Here is a 15,653-nt window from a genome sequence, read left to right as displayed (position 1 = left end):
CAAATGGTGAAACTTGCGAACTTCGAATCTTGTTCACCGACGCAAAAGCGGACTTTGAGCGTTTTCAAAGTCTACGGTAAACAGGAAAAGCTAAATGTCGATTTGTATCCGCACAATTTTCCCGTCCCGAGTCTCAGCAAACACCGGATAGGTGCCATCGGCGGCTAACGGCACGCTGACCCCCGCTCCGGGTACGCCGTCATCGAAGGCAAGCTCGACTCCTCGCCCAACACTTGCGGAAGCACTAGCATTCGCCTTGGAAATTTGGTTATATGACAAAGTGTAAAACGGTGGTTTCGGTTCCACAATCCGCACCAATCGGCCACAGTCGATCGCATCGGTCACACTCATCCCCAACACAGCCACGATTTCGTCGAAGTCGTGAAAATCAACCCGATGCTGATAGACAACTCCAGTAAAAGTATCTTTGAATTGCTGCAAATCCTCCACCGGCTCGTGCTTCCAAAAAGCGTGAACAATCCAAGGGTCCGCTATCAACAATTGTGCTGACTCGACGATGACATGACCGATCGGAAAAAACTCGAATGTTGGGGGCGTCTCTTCTCCATCTTCCGAAACCGAAGTAGGTTCGGAGGATTCTTCAGACTGAGTTACTTTTAACTGGAAACTACGCTTCCAGCCAATAAAAGCCTTAATCCGGGCGCGCGCGGTTTCCAAGTCTCGTACTCGTTCCAACAACAGCTCCAATAAAGCCGGGTTGGATGTTTTTGCTTGGCGTTGCTTTTCTAGCTTGTCACGACACTCTACCAATTCCGCTTCGACCAAGCGGCAAAATTCTTCGTTCGCATCTACCGCTACGCCAACCTCATCTTCATCCGCAAGCTTCGCGTGTGCAGAAGCCAATTGCTCCCGCAGCTCCGCGATTTCTGCACGCAATTGAGCAGAATTTTCGGCATCATCCGCCAACTCTTTCTCCTTCGATTACGAGACCACGTCCCCACTGGATACCAAATACCGCATCCAATTTTGCACGACCGAACCCCGAACAAGTGGGACAACAATCAATGAAATAGCAGAATGACATTCACAAAATGAAAGCGCCGTAGCTTTGCCTGATGGTGAACCTGGATTGCAAGACAAGCTACGGTCTAGTGTCCGAAGAACTCAGAACTTAGGTAACCGAAGCAACTGCCCAAGACCTGGTAAAAACCCGATAACAGCCGCGATCAATGCAACGACGGCAGCAACAATTCCTGCAATGATGCCCGTTTTTCCGCTGCTTTGAGAATCAGGGGATTCTGGGGCCTGCGGTTGTGGCTGCGGTTGTGGTTGTGGCTGTGGTTGCTGTGGGTTGATAGCAGAAGCGCACTTGTCAAAACTCTTGATAACGGAATTGACGATTTCGGATTGCGAAGTCAGTACAAACTCGCTCAACTGATAAGCAGGGCTTGTTTGGGAAACTTGATTGTGACGATCACGTAATTGAGCCAGAATTTCTGCATGCGAACTCCGTAACGCAGCCACTTCTTCCCCGCTGAATACGGAGCCGCCAGGCTGCAAATCAATTAGCGGTAGATTGTCATAGATAGGAAGTTTATTGGTAGTGTCTCCCTTGCTGTACTTATGAAGCGCACGGAGCAAGCTAGCCACTTTGCTTGAATTCAAATTCGGAATGTTAGTTTGCGCCCAGATGATTACAGTAGCGGTGCCTTGCTCCGATAACTGGGCGTTTTCTTCAAGGTCTTGCGCAGTCAAGGTTTTTGACGCAATGATGCCGTCAATCACACGTTTAGAATCTTGGATCAGGCGCTGATGCGCACCATTTGCCTGGCTCTTGTCGTAACTGTATCGACAGCCGAGCTTGTCGGATTCAACATTCACTGTCACGCCTAGAAGACGCTCATAGGCGGTAGCGGTCGGGGTCGCAGCAAACACTGCGGCCAAACAGGCACTTGAAGCGACGACTTTACGAAACCACATAACCAATCCCCATCTAGAGAAAACAAAAAGATATCAGAAGCCATTTTTTAGGCAACACTGAGAGTATATAAGGCTGAACTTAGTTTTCGGTAATCGAGTCATTAATACCGACGATCGTGGACAAACTCAAAAGGCACGGTATGCAGACACAACACACGCTACAAAACAAACCTTCTAAAAACTAAAAGGCTGATGGGGCTTCGGTACAAAACCCAGCCATAATTGACCCCGAACCTATGCATAAAAAGAACCCGTGATATTAAAGAAAAAGCCTTAACATCACGGGTGAAACATTAGCCCTATTTGGTGAGACCGGTTGGGGCTTCAGATAGGCAGAGAAGCATTCGACCTTAAACTATTTGCCTTTTCCGAAGTCCAAGTTATTGAGGTCGATGTTTTCCATGCCCTTCGGCAGTTTCGGCATACCGGGGAAACCACCCATGCCGCCCATCTGTTCCTGCATCTTTTGCAGCTCCGCCATGTTCGGCATACCCGGCATGCCGCCTGGCATTCCGCCACCGCTGCGCCGCTTAGCTGGCTTGCGCTTTCCGTTCTTGCCCTTACGGCCCTTCGGCTTCTTCTTGGTGGCGCTTCTTCCGCCCATACCCGGCATACCCATCTGGCCAGCCATCTTGCCCATCATCTTCTTGGCTTCGAAGAACCGCTCAATCAGCTGGTTCACCTCAGAAACCGAAACACCGGAACCATTAGCGATGCGTTTACGCCGGGACGCATTGAGAATCTTCGGGTCTTGCCGCTCCTGCGGGGTCATGCCGCGAATGATCGCCTGAATCCGATCCAATTGCTTCTCATCCACCATGTCGGCCATCTGCGACATCTGTGAGCCGCCGGGAAGCATCTTCAGTAGATTGCCGATAGGGCCCATCTTGCGGATCATCAGCATCTGATTCAGGAAGTCTTCCAAAGTAAGCTCACCGCGAGCGAGCTTCTCCGCAGTCTCCATCGCCTGCTCTTGATCCAAGGTCTGCTCAGCTTGCTCAATCAAGCTGAGCATGTCACCCATGCCCAAAATCCGGCTGGACATCCGATCCGGGTGGAAAACATCGAAGTCTTCCATCTTCTCACCGGTAGAGGCGAACATGATCGGCTTACCCGTGACTTCACGAATCGACAGCGCCGCACCACCGCGGGCATCACCATCAAGCTTGGTCAAAACGACACCGGTGAAGTCCACACCGTCGCGGAAGGCCTCCGCCGTTTGCACGGCATCCTGACCGATCATCGCATCGATAACGAACAACACTTCGTCCGGATTGATCGCGTCGCGGATATTACGCGCCTGGGTCATGAGGGTTTCATCAATACCCAGCCGACCGGCGGTATCGACGATGACAAAATCGTGCTTCTTCGCCTCCGCCTCGGCGATGCCGGCCCGAGCCACCGCTACTGGGTCGCCATGAGAGGTGCCCATCTCGTGATCGAGGGTATCGATCGAGGTGCCCGGGTCAGGGGCGAACGTAGGCACCCCGGCGCGTTCGCCGACGATCTGAAGCTGCTGCACCGCGCCGGGCCGCTGCAAGTCACAGGCCACCAGCATCGGGGTGTGGCCTTTTTGTTTGAGGTAGTGCGCCAGCTTTCCGGCGAGGGTGGTTTTACCGGCACCCTGCAAACCTGCCAGCATGACGACTGTTGGTGGTTTTTTCGCAAGGTTGATATGCCGAGTTTCGCCGCCGAGAATGCCGGTGAGTTCTTCATCGACAATCTTGATTACTTGCTGCGCCGGGTTTAATGCTTTGGATACTTCTACCCCGAGTGAGCGTTCTTTGATCCGTGCGATAAAACCGCGTACCACCGGCAGTGATACGTCGGCTTCGAGCAGCGCGAGCCGGATTTCGCGTGAGACCGCATTGATGTCAGCCTCCGTGACCTTGCCCTTGGAACGAAGCCCGCTTAAGGCTTGGCCGAGCCGGTCTGTTAGAGATTCAAACACGATCTATTCACTCCTTGAGGTGACGCATTTTTAACGTGAGTAGTTAACGCATCAATACTAGCGGCAAGCCGGGTGTTTGGTCACCTCCGACAAGGTTTTGCTTTTCGACGCCCCACAGGCGCGCACTCGCCAACGCTGCTAGCCGAGATATTCCCGGTTGTATTTGAGCCCACCAACCAGGCGGCTTTGGGCGGAATCAAGACGCCATTGGCCGTGCTTTTGTTACACAGACGAACACCCATTCTTCTATCCACTCTTTGTTGTGTGGATATTCCCGTTGAACATGGAGCAGGGTGCGCGTGGGCTTCGGCTGCGAAATTTCGTAAAGGCGATAATAATCTGGGTTAAAGTGTGGTTCTGAGCCGATTCCATACGCCCGGGTAATGTGTCGAGCTTTATCGGTTTTAACTAAATAAAGTGACACAGGCCAAGATCGTGCCGGGCGGCCGTGACATGGGCGTCGACAAGCAAAAACACGTTAATCGGCTTGCGGTGTGAACCCAATCTGCACCATTTCCACCCGCCCGGATCGCTGCACCCACTGGGCGCGGCCCGGCGGCAGTGGCTTTAAGAACACTTTGGGGTAAATCTGCCCTTCTTGACGGTCACCAGACAGCAACAAGCCGGCGGCACCGGCTTCCCGGATTCCCTGGATCACTGGGTCATACCCGGCGCGCGACATGCCCGACGACCTGCGGGTCACGATCACGTGCAAACCGATATCGGCGGCTTGCGGCAAGTATTTCGTGAGTGCTTTCAGCGGGTTCGCCGACCCTTCGATCATGTCGATATTGTCGACGATGACGAAGATTTCCGGCCCGCTCCACCACGAACGGCTCCGCAATTCCTCGACGGTGACTCCGGTACCTGGTAGTCGGCGTTCAAGCTCCGCGACGATGCCTTCGGCGAGTTTGTCGCAGCCGGGTCGGGTGCCCGCGAAACCGCCGAGGAATTCATCGGGGATGACGCCTAGCAAGTGTCGGCGTAGGTCCCACACCCCGAACATAACATCGCCGGGTTCCTTTCCCTTAAGAATTTCGCTGATGAGGGTACGCAACGTCGATGTTTTACCAGATTGAGAATCGCCGACGATGAATACATGGCGTTGGTCTTCTTCGAAATTGAACTGCGCAGGCCGCAGGGTGGTCTCGGCTAAACCGATGATTGCGGTGTCGATGTCGGAGAAATCTGCACGCAGCTTCGCCATATCGACGCTGTCCGGCAGCATCCGTACCTCCGGCGCGGTCGGTCCCCGCCATGCGCGGTTCATCGCCGCAACGGTTGCCTGCGGGGTTGGTTCCGGAATGAGGGAACGTTTATCCACGTACGGCAATGCGATTTGGCTATACAAACCGTCGGATGTCAACGCCCGACCGACCGTCTGAACTTTCAAGCCCTCGGCGGGCTTGCGGCCAATGGACGAATCCATGGGGTCGTTGAGGGCGAACTCAAGCTTATTGCCGATCACGGCTTGAAGCGGCAACCGGAAATCCGCCCATCGGCCGGTAACGAGGATCACGTGAATCCCGAAGGCCAAGCCGCGTTGGGCGATTTCGGTGATGGTATCTGCTAAATCTTCGTAGTCTTTGCGCAGCGTCGCCCAGCCGTCGATGGCCAAGACGATGTCCGCGGCGGGTAATTCCGGCAGGCGGTTTTGGGCGTGCATCTCCCGCATCTCCGCCACGCTGGAAATGTGGTAATTGCTGAAAACCGCCTCGCGCTGCACTAAGAACATGCTCATTTCCGCAACCGTGCGCCGCAATTGGTTTTCGTCAAACCGGGTCGCCACGGTACCCACATGCGGCAAGTCCTTGAGATAACTCAATTGTGAACCCGCCATGTCAATGAGATAGAAATTCACATCGGTTGGTTTATGGGTTAATGCCGCGGCCGTCACCAAGGTGCGCAACGCGGTGGTTTTTCCTGACTGCGGCGCACCCATGATCGCCACGTTTCCGCCCGAACCAGACAGGTCAAGAACCAATTGCCCCTGCCACTGGGTCAGCGGCTTGTCTTTCATTCCCATTGGAATCCGCAAATGCCCGGCCGACTCCGCAGCCATTCCCCGCTTCGTGGTCGATTCAACGCTGTCGATCACCGCCCCTAATTCAAGGTTCTCCGGCAGCGGCGGTAACCAGATCTGTCGAGTGCGCGGCGCTGCTGGCGCTAACCTACCAACCACCAAATCCAAAGTGGTTTCCTCCGACTGTGCGCTTCCGCCTGTTTGCTGTTGTATTTTCGCCTGGAACTCCAACTGCTTCATCCGCAGCCAGGCCTCCGTGGTGTTCATCAACTCCAACGGCATGGGAACCGGCGGCAGTTCCCGCTGCGCGGCCGATTCGGTGGCAACATATGGCCCAGAAACATATGCGGCTTTGAATCTATCAAAAATATCGGGGTCCACCTTGAGAAAACCCGACCCCGGAATAGGCGGCAAATCATGCGCGTCGGTGGTACCAATAGCGGCACGTGATTCCTGGGCGGAGAAAGTACGCAAACCAATACGGTACGACAAGTAGGATTCCAAACCCCGCAGCTTGCCTTCCTCTAATCGCTGCGACGCCAGCAAGAGATGCACACCAATCGACCGGCCGATACGACCGATCTGGACAAACAGATCAATAAACTCCGGCTTCGCGGCAAGCAATTCACCGAACTCGTCAATCACCACGAACAACACCGGCAACGGCTCACTGAGCACACCAGCGTTGCGCAGTTTATTATATTCGCCCACATTGGCGAGATTGCCTGCCTCCTGCAGCACCTTTTGCCGCCGTTGAATCTCACCCAAAATCGAATCATGCAACCGGTCCACCAAACCAGCGGCGTCCTCTAAGTTGTCGACGATCGCTGCAGTATGCGGCAATGGCTCCAAACCCGCAAAGGTTGCACCACCCTTAAAGTCCACCAAAACCAGGGACAACTGGTCTGGTGGATGGCACACCACTTGACCTAACACCAGGGTGCGCAGCACCTCCGATTTACCGGAACCGGTCGCTCCCACGCACAACCCATGTGGCCCCATACCAGATTTCGCCGATTCCTTAATATCCAGCGATATCGGTTCATTATCAGCACCGATACCAAACGGAACATTGAGAAAATCTCGACCAGAACGCGGTGCCCAGGCCTCCTCAATGCTATACGTGGCGAAATTGCCGATTCCAAGCATGGTATCCAACGCGATCGTCTGTTCCAGCGGTGCATCCGGACTAGCATCTTCCACCAACCGTAGCGACGACACCGCCCGCGACACCGACTCCGCAAGCACCGGCGACACCTCATCCAACCTGCCGTCACTGCCGCCGTACAGCACCCGCTCTACGTAGCCATCCGCGCCCTCCTTCGGGGTACGGATCTCACCGCGATCCAACAACTGCACCGAAAACGAACGATCCTCGTTAATCAGCACCCGCACATCCACCCGCGACGGCTCCAAATACTGCACCGTGGAACACGAAATCAACGTAATCCGCGCCGCATCCAACGACATCACCCCATCAAGGTGATCCGAAATCCGCCGACCAAGCTCCGAATCCATCGACACCACAACAATCAACTGCGGCGCCTCAATCGCCGTCAACTTGAGCTTCGAACGCTCCTTCACCATCTCGCCGCGCCGAGAAATCTCCGACAACAACGCCTCCGCCGACGCGTCGTCAAACGAAACCTCCCGCTTACCAATCGGCCCATCGAAACTCTCCGCATTCAGCAAATGCGGCAACCACAACGCCCAGGTTCCGCCGTCATCCGGATCAGCCAACGGCAACGCGAGGTGCAACCGAACATCATCAGGCGCATGAAACACAACGATCTGCGACACAATTGCCCGAATAGCCTCCGCACACAACTCGCCCGGCCCCACCAACGACACATTCCCTCGCACCGGAATCGCAATCGGCAAATGCTCAATGGTACAAGTACGCCGCATCATCCGATCCAAATGAGCCTGCGAAATCGGCTCCGCCACCATCATCGGATTAGAAGCAGGCGGCACCTTCACCCCCTGGGCAAGCTCCCCCACCCCGGTACCAATACGGGTAACCAAAAAATCCTCATCACCGCGCCGACGCTCCCACAACCGATACGGGTCACGCACCACATCCGTTAACCCATGCGGCTGCGGATTACGCGACAACGACTCGGTACGCTGCTTGATAGCTAACTCACGTATCTTATCTTCCGTCTCCTCCAGGTGCTCCAAAAACCTGGTGCGTTCATCCTCCGCAGTTTTCCGCGACCCTGTTTTATTACGAATAAACATGGTCACCGCAGTGAAAATCACGGCAATAAACATAACCCCACCGATAGCCATACGGATGGGGTTACCTGAGGACACCATCATCATAACCATGCCGGTACCAGCAACAATCGGCATGATCAACGTCATAATATTGGCGTTGCTAGAAGCCGACCGGATAGTCGGAACCGGCGCGAGCGGAACCGGTTCCTCCTTGGCGATGGTCGCATGTAACCGCGCCGGGCGGTGCACAATTTTCGTGCTCATGGATTGATCCTCATATCAATAACTGAAAATACAATACGTCACAGCGACTGTTTAGCTTACGTCACTTTAGATATAAAAGTGTGCGAACATAGAACACATGAGTTCGACCTTTGTACGAGTCAGCGTGCTGCATGAAGACCACCAACTCGACGTCAGCCTGCCGGTTAACCGCCCGGTGATTGACTACATCGATGATGTAATTACGCTTCTGACAGAGGCTCCGAAGGATAACGAACCGAATCGAACATTGAAAAATACCCATATTTGGGTGATGTCGTCCCCCACCAGAGGAATCATCGAACCATACCTCACCTTGGCCGACCGTGGAATCGTGGATGGCGAACGGCTGTATCTGACCAGGCGCCATGAGGCCGCCCACAGCCCATTCGTCGATGATGCCTTAGCCGAAGTCCGTTCAACCATCGGTGACGCCCAGTGGCGCTGGTTTGAGAAAATGCGTTCCGGCGGATTAATTGCCTGCACGCTTGTGCTGCTGAGCCTCTTAGCAATTGCTGCGAGCCTTAACCTGCTTACCACCCCCAATGCGTCGATTTCTACCCTGGTCACCGGCAGATTTGGCATAAACGCTGCGATTATCGGTTTCGTCAGTGTATTCGCATTTGGTTTGGCTATATGGCGCCCCCAACCGTGGCTGAGGTGGGTCGGAATGTGGTTACCGGTCGCGGTTGCTGTTATAACAGCACCGTTTCTTCTCACCACCCCGGTCTGGTGGTGTGCCGCGATCCTAGCTGCGGCAATTCCCGCGACGGCTGCGGCTGGCCGAAAACAACCAGTCGGGGCCGTTGCTGGCGTAACCGCACTTTTGCTTGGAACTATCGTTTTAACGGCTGTCGCCGTCGGCTTGCACTTCAAGCTCAATCTCATCGCCATAGCCGCATGGTCAGCGTGGGTTCCTGTGCTGCTGTTGCTTCTTGCCCCAACCGCCGCGTTGAAAGCTACCGGGCTTGCAACCATCTTGCGGCGCAATGATGCAGGCGATCAAGTGTCCCGCGACGAGATTCGGGCTAAAGCGCTACGCAGTGAGGCAATCAGCCGGGGAATCGTGTGGGCGGCTATCGGCATTGCGGTGGGCATTCTCATGATCCTTTCCACCAGCGGTTTTTGGCAGCACGGCACGATTGCGGCGTTGTTATCGGTAGTGCTATTGCTTAGAATCAATGGTTTCGCTGATACCCGGGTTATTGTGCCGCTATTAACCAGTGGCGTTTTAGGTTTAGCGTTGACCGCTGGCGCGGTGGTTTCGTGGGCTCAGGCGGGCTGGGTTGGCAAACGGGGGTTGCATCCCTGGTGGCTGCCTGGTTCCGATTCGTCCTGGTTAACGTGGTTTTGCGCGGCTGTCGTCGTCATTATCGCCGCAATTATCATGATTATCGCGCAGTTCCGCGCGCCGGATGACCTAGCCGAAGCCAAGCTGGCAAAGGTCATCTCGACCATCGACGTTCTAGTATGCCTGGCGGTTATCCCGGTTATCCTCGCAGCCCAAGGAGTATTTGTCTACTATTGGGCAACGTTTTAGGGATACAGCCTGGCTAACAATCGGTGATACATGGTCAGCGACGCCGAGTCTGTCGGCAAATGCATGCGGTCGCGCGATGTGGAGCCCAAATCGAGACTTGGCATGGAAAACGTGTCTTTGAGTTGGTTATCGGAGACCTCCCCGCCCAGCCGTACCACTGTCACCCGCCCCTCGTTCGCGGCTTGGGTTAATTGGTGCCCCTTGCGGTACAGCCAGCCGTGGTCGGTGTGGTGTTTGTCCGTCACTAAAATCACGTGCTTGGCCAACGCGGTACCTGCGGATATGGTGTCATGCAAACACGTAAACGGTAGATCAATCACGACGGTTGGCCACCGATGCGCCACCCGGCTAACGGCAGTGTCTAATACTTCCGGTTGAATTTTTATTCGGGTTTGGAAGTTATTGCTTAAAAGGGCAACGGCTCCGCTTGTATCGGCAAAGGTTTCGATGGTTGCTCGGTTGAGCTTTTCGACGTTCGCCTCCACGAGCCCAATCAGGTCACCGCCGGTCCCCGCACCGATCGGGCCGCGTAGGGGTTGATTGATCCCATCGCCGTCGACAAGCACCACGGGTTGCTGGGCAACGGCATTGAGCAAAATCCCGATGCTGGCACTAATAGGGGTAGAAAGGATGCGCTCGTCTAAGGCAGCGACCGCGATGGTCATTGTTTTATCAATGGTGCGCGGCGGGGTGCGCTGTGCATGGGCTAAGACATTCGATGCCAATAACCGACGCACAACAGTGGGCGATTTCATCCCGGTCATTGTCAGCCTTCTTTTTTATCGCTGCTTCAAATTATGCAAAATGATTATAGGATAAGAATCATTCTTTAAGTGACAATGGAAGAAAAAGTAGAGATTTACTGATGAATCAACACCCCGGTAACAATGGCGGCCACCCGGCGTGGCTTCGGATCGATGCCGACGAGGCACCTGAACCACAGCACGCTGATCAACCCCAACCCCCTTCTTCCACACCCCACACTGCTTCTCCGCCTCAAAGCATTCCCGAAACGCCAACTAGTTCGAATCCGCAGCAATCATTTTCGCCAGCGCCCACACCACCAGCGCCAGCTGCACCCACCCCTCTGGCACCAACCCCTCAGGTACCAACTACACCACCTGCCAACACTGCACCTGCCAACACCCCACCTGCGCATTATGGCACTGTTGCACCTGCTCCTGCCGTATCGCCGCAACAACAGCCATATCAGCCTAGACACCAGGCGGATCCGCAGCCACCAGCACCGGAAGTTAGTGCGTCTGGGCCGGTAGCTCCAGCAGCACCAGCGCCGCAGCCAGCCCAACCAGCATCTCATCAGCAACCACCACAGCACGCCGCGCCATTGCACGCGGAGCCCCACCATGGCGAGCCGCAGCCAACCGAAACACAGCACACAGCGCCGCAACCAGCGCCGCCTGTAGCAACCCCGCAAAAAGCGGTTCCGGAATCGGCATCGGCCGAGGTCCCACCAGCGCCTGCCCCCGTTTCGCAGCCCCCGGCACCCGCTGCGCAGCAACCCACAGCAGCCGCACCGCCACCTGCTACTGCGCCACAACCAGCTACGCCACCAACCGAGTCTGCTCAGTCCACATCGGCGCAACCAACGCCGACTGTTGGCGCGGTTAAGCAACCTCAGTCCCCAACGCATCCGCCGCTGACAGCTACCAAAGCACCGATGGAACAATTCGAATTGGTTCCGCCGCCAGCATTGGATCAGACGAACCTTGTTAATCCGGTGAAACCTCCGCCGAAAGGTGGGTGGCGTAAATTCCTGCACAAGATCACAGCAGGCCGATTCAACCCAGGTGATTCCGCAAAACAACGCAAACACGATCAGCTTTTAGAGCGGATCAATACGCCACTACGCGGTGACTACCGCATCGCGGTGATGTCCTTGAAAGGCGGCGTTGGCAAAACCACCACCACCGCAACCCTGGGTGGAATACTGGCAGAAACTAGGGGTGACCGGGTCATCGCCATCGACGCCAACCCCGATTTAGGAACGTTGGCGCAGCGAGTGGTGGCCAATAACACCGCAACCATCCGTGACCTTTTGGCCTTGCAAGATACCACCCGGTACCCAGAGATTCGTTCCTATACCACCCAGGCGAAATCCCGCCTGGAGGTAGTCGGTTCAGAACGCGACCCCGCGGTATCGGAGGCGTTTAGTGAGGCGGAATATCGAAAAGTGATCGACATTCTTCGGCATCACTACAATATCGTTCTCACCGACTGCGGTACCGGCTTGATGCACTCCACAATGAACGGTGTGTTGGATCTGGCCAACGCGTTGGTCTTGGTCACCTCACCAGCATTAGATGGTGCCCAGTCAGCTTCGGCAACCTTGGATTGGCTGAAGCTTCATGGTTACGAGCAATTAGCCGCGAATTCTGTTGTGGTGGTTTCCGCAGCACCGCTGCAACGCTCAAGCATTGACATGGAACATTTGGTCAAGCACTTCCGGTCCCGTACCCGGGCAGTCCAAGTTATTCCGTACGATCCGCACCTGGCCGAAGGCGCAACCATCGACCTCGACCGGATTGGCAAATCAACCCGCGAGGCATATTTGGAATTGGCCGCAATTATCGCGGAAGATTTCAACGCTTGGGATAGGCAACCACCACAGCAATGAGCGCCACGAGACCACTTCTATTTGCTCTCGCCAGTTCGTTTCTTTTAACCGGCTGCGTCGAGCGCCTGGAACCTGTCGTGCCCACTCCCGAGCAACGAGTGGATCAAGTCGCGGAATGGTCTGAGGATCGTTCTAAACCCTATAACATTCCGGAACGCTCACTTCGGGCGTACGCCTATGCCGCCTGGTTGGTCAAAGAAGACTCAAAGTGTGTCATTGGGTGGCCGACCCTTGCCGCAATCGGGCAAGTGTATTCCGACCACGGGCGGGCCCTGGGGGCGTCGATAAGCGAAGCGGGCAAAGTTTCCGTCCCGCAACGCGGCCTCGACAACATGGGGCCTGGTAAACCCGTCGTTCCCGACACGGACGGTGGCAGCACCGACGGCGATCCAATCAACGACATTGCAGTTGGCCCCATGCAGATCATGCCGTCGCGATGGGAGCAATTCGCCGAGTCGACCGAACCTGGGAAAATTCCCGATCCTAACGACATCGACGATGCCGCTTTGACCACCGCACGGATTCTATGTTCGGCCGGTAACCCCAGCACCCCGGAGGGCTGGGATGCCGGTATCACATTAATCGCGCCAAACCCCGACGTGGTCAAGCGCATTCACGCAATCGCCAAGGAGTATTCCCGATGAGTTCTCTGCGCATGGCGTTGTCGGTAGCGACACTGTCGACGGCCGCCGTCATCACCTTGGTATCCTGCGGCGAACCGGGTTTCGCCAAGCAGGAAAAATTACAGCAGCACATCCCGCCGCTTGGGCAGCTTCCGGAACTACCTGAAAGCTATTTCCCGCCACCGCCAAAGGAAAGTTCGGAGCCCCCGGCACCACCATCAAGCCAACCGCAAGTTACCGTCACTACAACCGTGACCTCGGAGCCCCCGCCACCGCCGCCACCTCCACCACCACCGCCGCCAGAACCAGAACCGGATATTTTCATCCCGATTATCGACGACATTTTGCGTCTGTAGGTGACGAGAGTTTTTATAAAGGAACAATAATGACAAGTCCCACCGAAGAGTCGGTTGGCCACGACAACCGCCCGCCGCGGAAAGACCATCGGTCTGTGATTCAGGCGAACAAACTGCGCACTGAATTGATTGTGAAAGCAATCCAATTCGGCAATACCGAACCTTCGATCAAACCGCGCAGTTTGAAAATCCTGTTTGGGTCGACCGCCCTTGGTGCCATCGGCATTGTGGCGTCCATGGTGATCTCAGTGGTTCTGCAATTGATCCAATCACGATGACATCACGGTTGCGGCTATTTTCCGGGTTTCCTAGAAATCGCCCCGCCTTAGGTTTACGATATGGAATGCACTTGTATCAATACGTTGCCCACGGTTTTTACCTAGGCAGCCGCGTGTATGTGGAGTTAACTCAAGTTGAGCGACGAAAATAATCTGTTAATCGAATACCACCCCGATGCACCCCGACCGCAATTCATGTGGTCGGCTTCGTTACCTAGCACGTGGCGGATAATCGAAACCCACCCAGCCCGCTGGAAAGTCTGTGCAGAACGACTAGTCCAGGACTACATTCCAGGGATGCGGCTATCGGCAAGCGATCGCCGGGCCGTCATGGCGAAGCTGGAAGAAGTTGTCGCCCAATCCCAAAAAGCGGGCGTGTTGCTTGCGCTCGTTCAACCGGGCATCGTCGATGAACAAGTAAGCGCCGTAACCCTCCTCCTACGGTGGGTTGACACGACGCCTTCCCCGGCCAGCGTGTTGGCGATTGAGAAGGAGTTAACCGGCAAAGACCCTAAGGTTGAACGCACCGGTAGCGATGTGCCTTACGTGTTCGTCTCGACAAGCCACCAGGCTGGTCCCATAACCGACCGCCGAACCGTCATTACCCACCAGGCCTACGTCCCGGTTTCTGGTACTTCGTGGACGTTAGCTGTTTCCGCGACAGCGCCGAACAAAGAAACCAGCGATTCCGTGGCCGCGATTGTGCGGCGTGTTGTTGAGGGAATCAAGGTGTATCCGGACACGGCCGGGGAACGAATCTTCGCCGAACCCGCAGCCGAAGACGATGTGGCAATGGTCATGTCCGAAGAAGGTGTTTTGAAGCCTTAAGCGACTCCCCACGTTCATATCGATAAATATCCTGCGGGAGTTGTCCAACACGGGTAGCCTGTCCGTATGGACCAAACCTACCCACATCTTACGGAAGAAACCGAAGCCCGCTTTCGCGCCGACTTGATTGCTGCTGCCAGCGCGATTGGGGCTTCGATTACGTTTTTAGACCCCAATGACGAGGCAATGCTTCTGACGAGCGACGGCCAGCACACGAATATGGGACTGCAAAACGTATCCCGCGATTACGCACTGGCCGAAGGTGACAGAGCATCCGAACTGTATGTTATTGGCGAATACTTCAAAATGTTCCAGCCCGCCGACCCTGTCGACACCTCCCCGGAGGCAACCAAACAACGGCTGAAAATCCGGGTATCGCCAGCAGAGATGCTGCAGGAACTTCTGTCGCTTAGCTCCGACGTGTCTTTTGATCAAACGACCTCGCCGCTCGCCACCGGCTTGATGACTGCGCTTGTCGACGACCAACCGGTCTCCATCGCCTCCATCTCCGATCAAACACTCGCCAATCTAGGAACCAGCGAAGAGCTCTACCCCATCGCCTTAGAGAACACCCGCACCGAACTACTAGGGCAGCAACCCGTAGTTCAGCACATGCCTGGCGAAGAGCACCCCACCGGTTTTACCTATATAGAAGACGCTGGTTATTTCTTAAGCTCAGTGGTGATTTTCCCCGAAATTCTCCAATCGTGGGTGCCTACCCTCAATCCTGAAACTGGCTACATTGTTTCCATCCCAACCCGGGACATTATTCTGGTTGCGCCGGTTACCAGCAGTACCGATCTATTCAATTCGCTGCAAACGATACTGGGGCTGACTGTTTCCCTCTATGAGAAAAACAGCCACCCCGTCTCCCCCTACATTTATCTCCAACGCGTTGGCCACGAAATCCTCGAAACCATCGGCGGGCCGATCGTGGAAGACGGCGAAACCAAACTTGTATTGCCACTTCCGGATTACTTAAGCGAATTGCTTTAAT

At 55.3% G+C, this 15,653-nt stretch carries 12 protein-coding genes; 7 read left to right on the top strand and 5 right to left on the bottom strand.

Annotated elements, in window-relative coordinates; genetic code table 11:
- Positions 1-90 precede the first annotated feature (90 nt).
- The 4 genes from Q4D85_RS06490 to eccCa all read right to left on the bottom strand — a co-directional run bounded on the left by Q4D85_RS06490 (position 91) and on the right by eccCa (position 8,399).
- Complete coding sequence (locus Q4D85_RS06490; RefSeq protein WP_303199089.1) at positions 91-927, bottom strand: hypothetical protein; 837 nt, start codon at positions 925-927, stop codon at positions 91-93.
- A 198-nt stretch (positions 928-1,125) separates the two neighbouring features.
- Positions 1,126-1,941, bottom strand: a complete 816-nt coding sequence (locus tag Q4D85_RS06485) for a hypothetical protein (RefSeq protein ID WP_303199088.1) — start codon at positions 1,939-1,941, stop codon at positions 1,126-1,128.
- A 355-nt stretch (positions 1,942-2,296) separates the two neighbouring features.
- Positions 2,297-3,892 carry a signal recognition particle protein gene (gene ffh, locus Q4D85_RS06480; RefSeq protein WP_303199087.1) on the bottom strand — a complete coding sequence of 532 codons (1,596 nt, stop codon included), beginning with the start codon at positions 3,890-3,892 and terminating at the stop codon, positions 2,297-2,299.
- A 478-nt stretch (positions 3,893-4,370) separates the two neighbouring features.
- Positions 4,371-8,399, bottom strand: coding sequence for a type VII secretion protein EccCa (gene eccCa, locus Q4D85_RS06475; RefSeq protein ID WP_303199086.1), 4,029 nt, complete (start codon positions 8,397-8,399; stop codon positions 4,371-4,373).
- Between the two features lie 97 nt (positions 8,400-8,496).
- On the opposite strand from eccCa, the gene Q4D85_RS06470 reads away from it, so the two are divergent.
- The gene (locus Q4D85_RS06470) at positions 8,497-9,936 is read left to right on the top strand and encodes an EsaB/YukD family protein (protein WP_303199085.1); all 1,440 of its coding nucleotides are present in this window, start codon (positions 8,497-8,499) and stop codon (positions 9,934-9,936) included.
- Here Q4D85_RS06470 and Q4D85_RS06465 read toward each other — a convergent pair.
- Complete coding sequence (locus Q4D85_RS06465) at positions 9,933-10,691, bottom strand: hypothetical protein (protein WP_303199084.1); 759 nt, start codon at positions 10,689-10,691, stop codon at positions 9,933-9,935. The genes Q4D85_RS06470 and Q4D85_RS06465 overlap by 4 nt on opposite strands.
- A 110-nt stretch (positions 10,692-10,801) precedes the next feature.
- On the opposite strand from Q4D85_RS06465, the gene Q4D85_RS06460 reads away from it, so the two are divergent.
- The 6 genes from Q4D85_RS06460 (at position 10,802) to Q4D85_RS06435 (ending at position 15,652) form a co-directional block, all read left to right on the top strand.
- Entirely contained in the window at positions 10,802-12,571 is a 1,770-nt protein-coding gene (locus Q4D85_RS06460) for a MinD/ParA family protein (RefSeq protein WP_303199082.1), read from the top strand.
- A complete protein-coding gene (locus Q4D85_RS06455; RefSeq protein ID WP_303199081.1) occupies positions 12,568-13,215 on the top strand; it encodes a hypothetical protein in 648 nt (215 codons plus the stop codon). Before Q4D85_RS06460 ends, Q4D85_RS06455 begins: the two co-directional genes overlap by 4 nt.
- Positions 13,212-13,550, top strand: coding sequence for a hypothetical protein (locus Q4D85_RS06450; protein WP_303199080.1), 339 nt, complete (start codon positions 13,212-13,214; stop codon positions 13,548-13,550). Before Q4D85_RS06455 ends, Q4D85_RS06450 begins: the two co-directional genes overlap by 4 nt.
- 29 nt (positions 13,551-13,579) lie before the next feature.
- Entirely contained in the window at positions 13,580-13,828 is a 249-nt protein-coding gene (locus tag Q4D85_RS06445; RefSeq protein ID WP_303199079.1) for a hypothetical protein, read from the top strand.
- Between the two features lie 135 nt (positions 13,829-13,963).
- A complete protein-coding gene (locus Q4D85_RS06440; RefSeq protein WP_303199078.1) occupies positions 13,964-14,656 on the top strand; it encodes a hypothetical protein in 693 nt (230 codons plus the stop codon).
- A gap of 66 nt (positions 14,657-14,722) precedes the next feature.
- Entirely contained in the window at positions 14,723-15,652 is a 930-nt protein-coding gene (locus tag Q4D85_RS06435) for a hypothetical protein (RefSeq protein WP_303199076.1), read from the top strand.
- Position 15,653: the final 1 nt, after the last annotated feature.

It is taken from the genome of Corynebacterium sp. (genome assembly GCF_030532965.1).
GTDB lineage: Bacteria > Actinomycetota > Actinomycetes > Mycobacteriales > Mycobacteriaceae > Corynebacterium.
The sequence above is the reverse complement of the archived record's forward strand: the minus strand, read 5'-3'. Positions and strand labels throughout refer to the sequence as shown.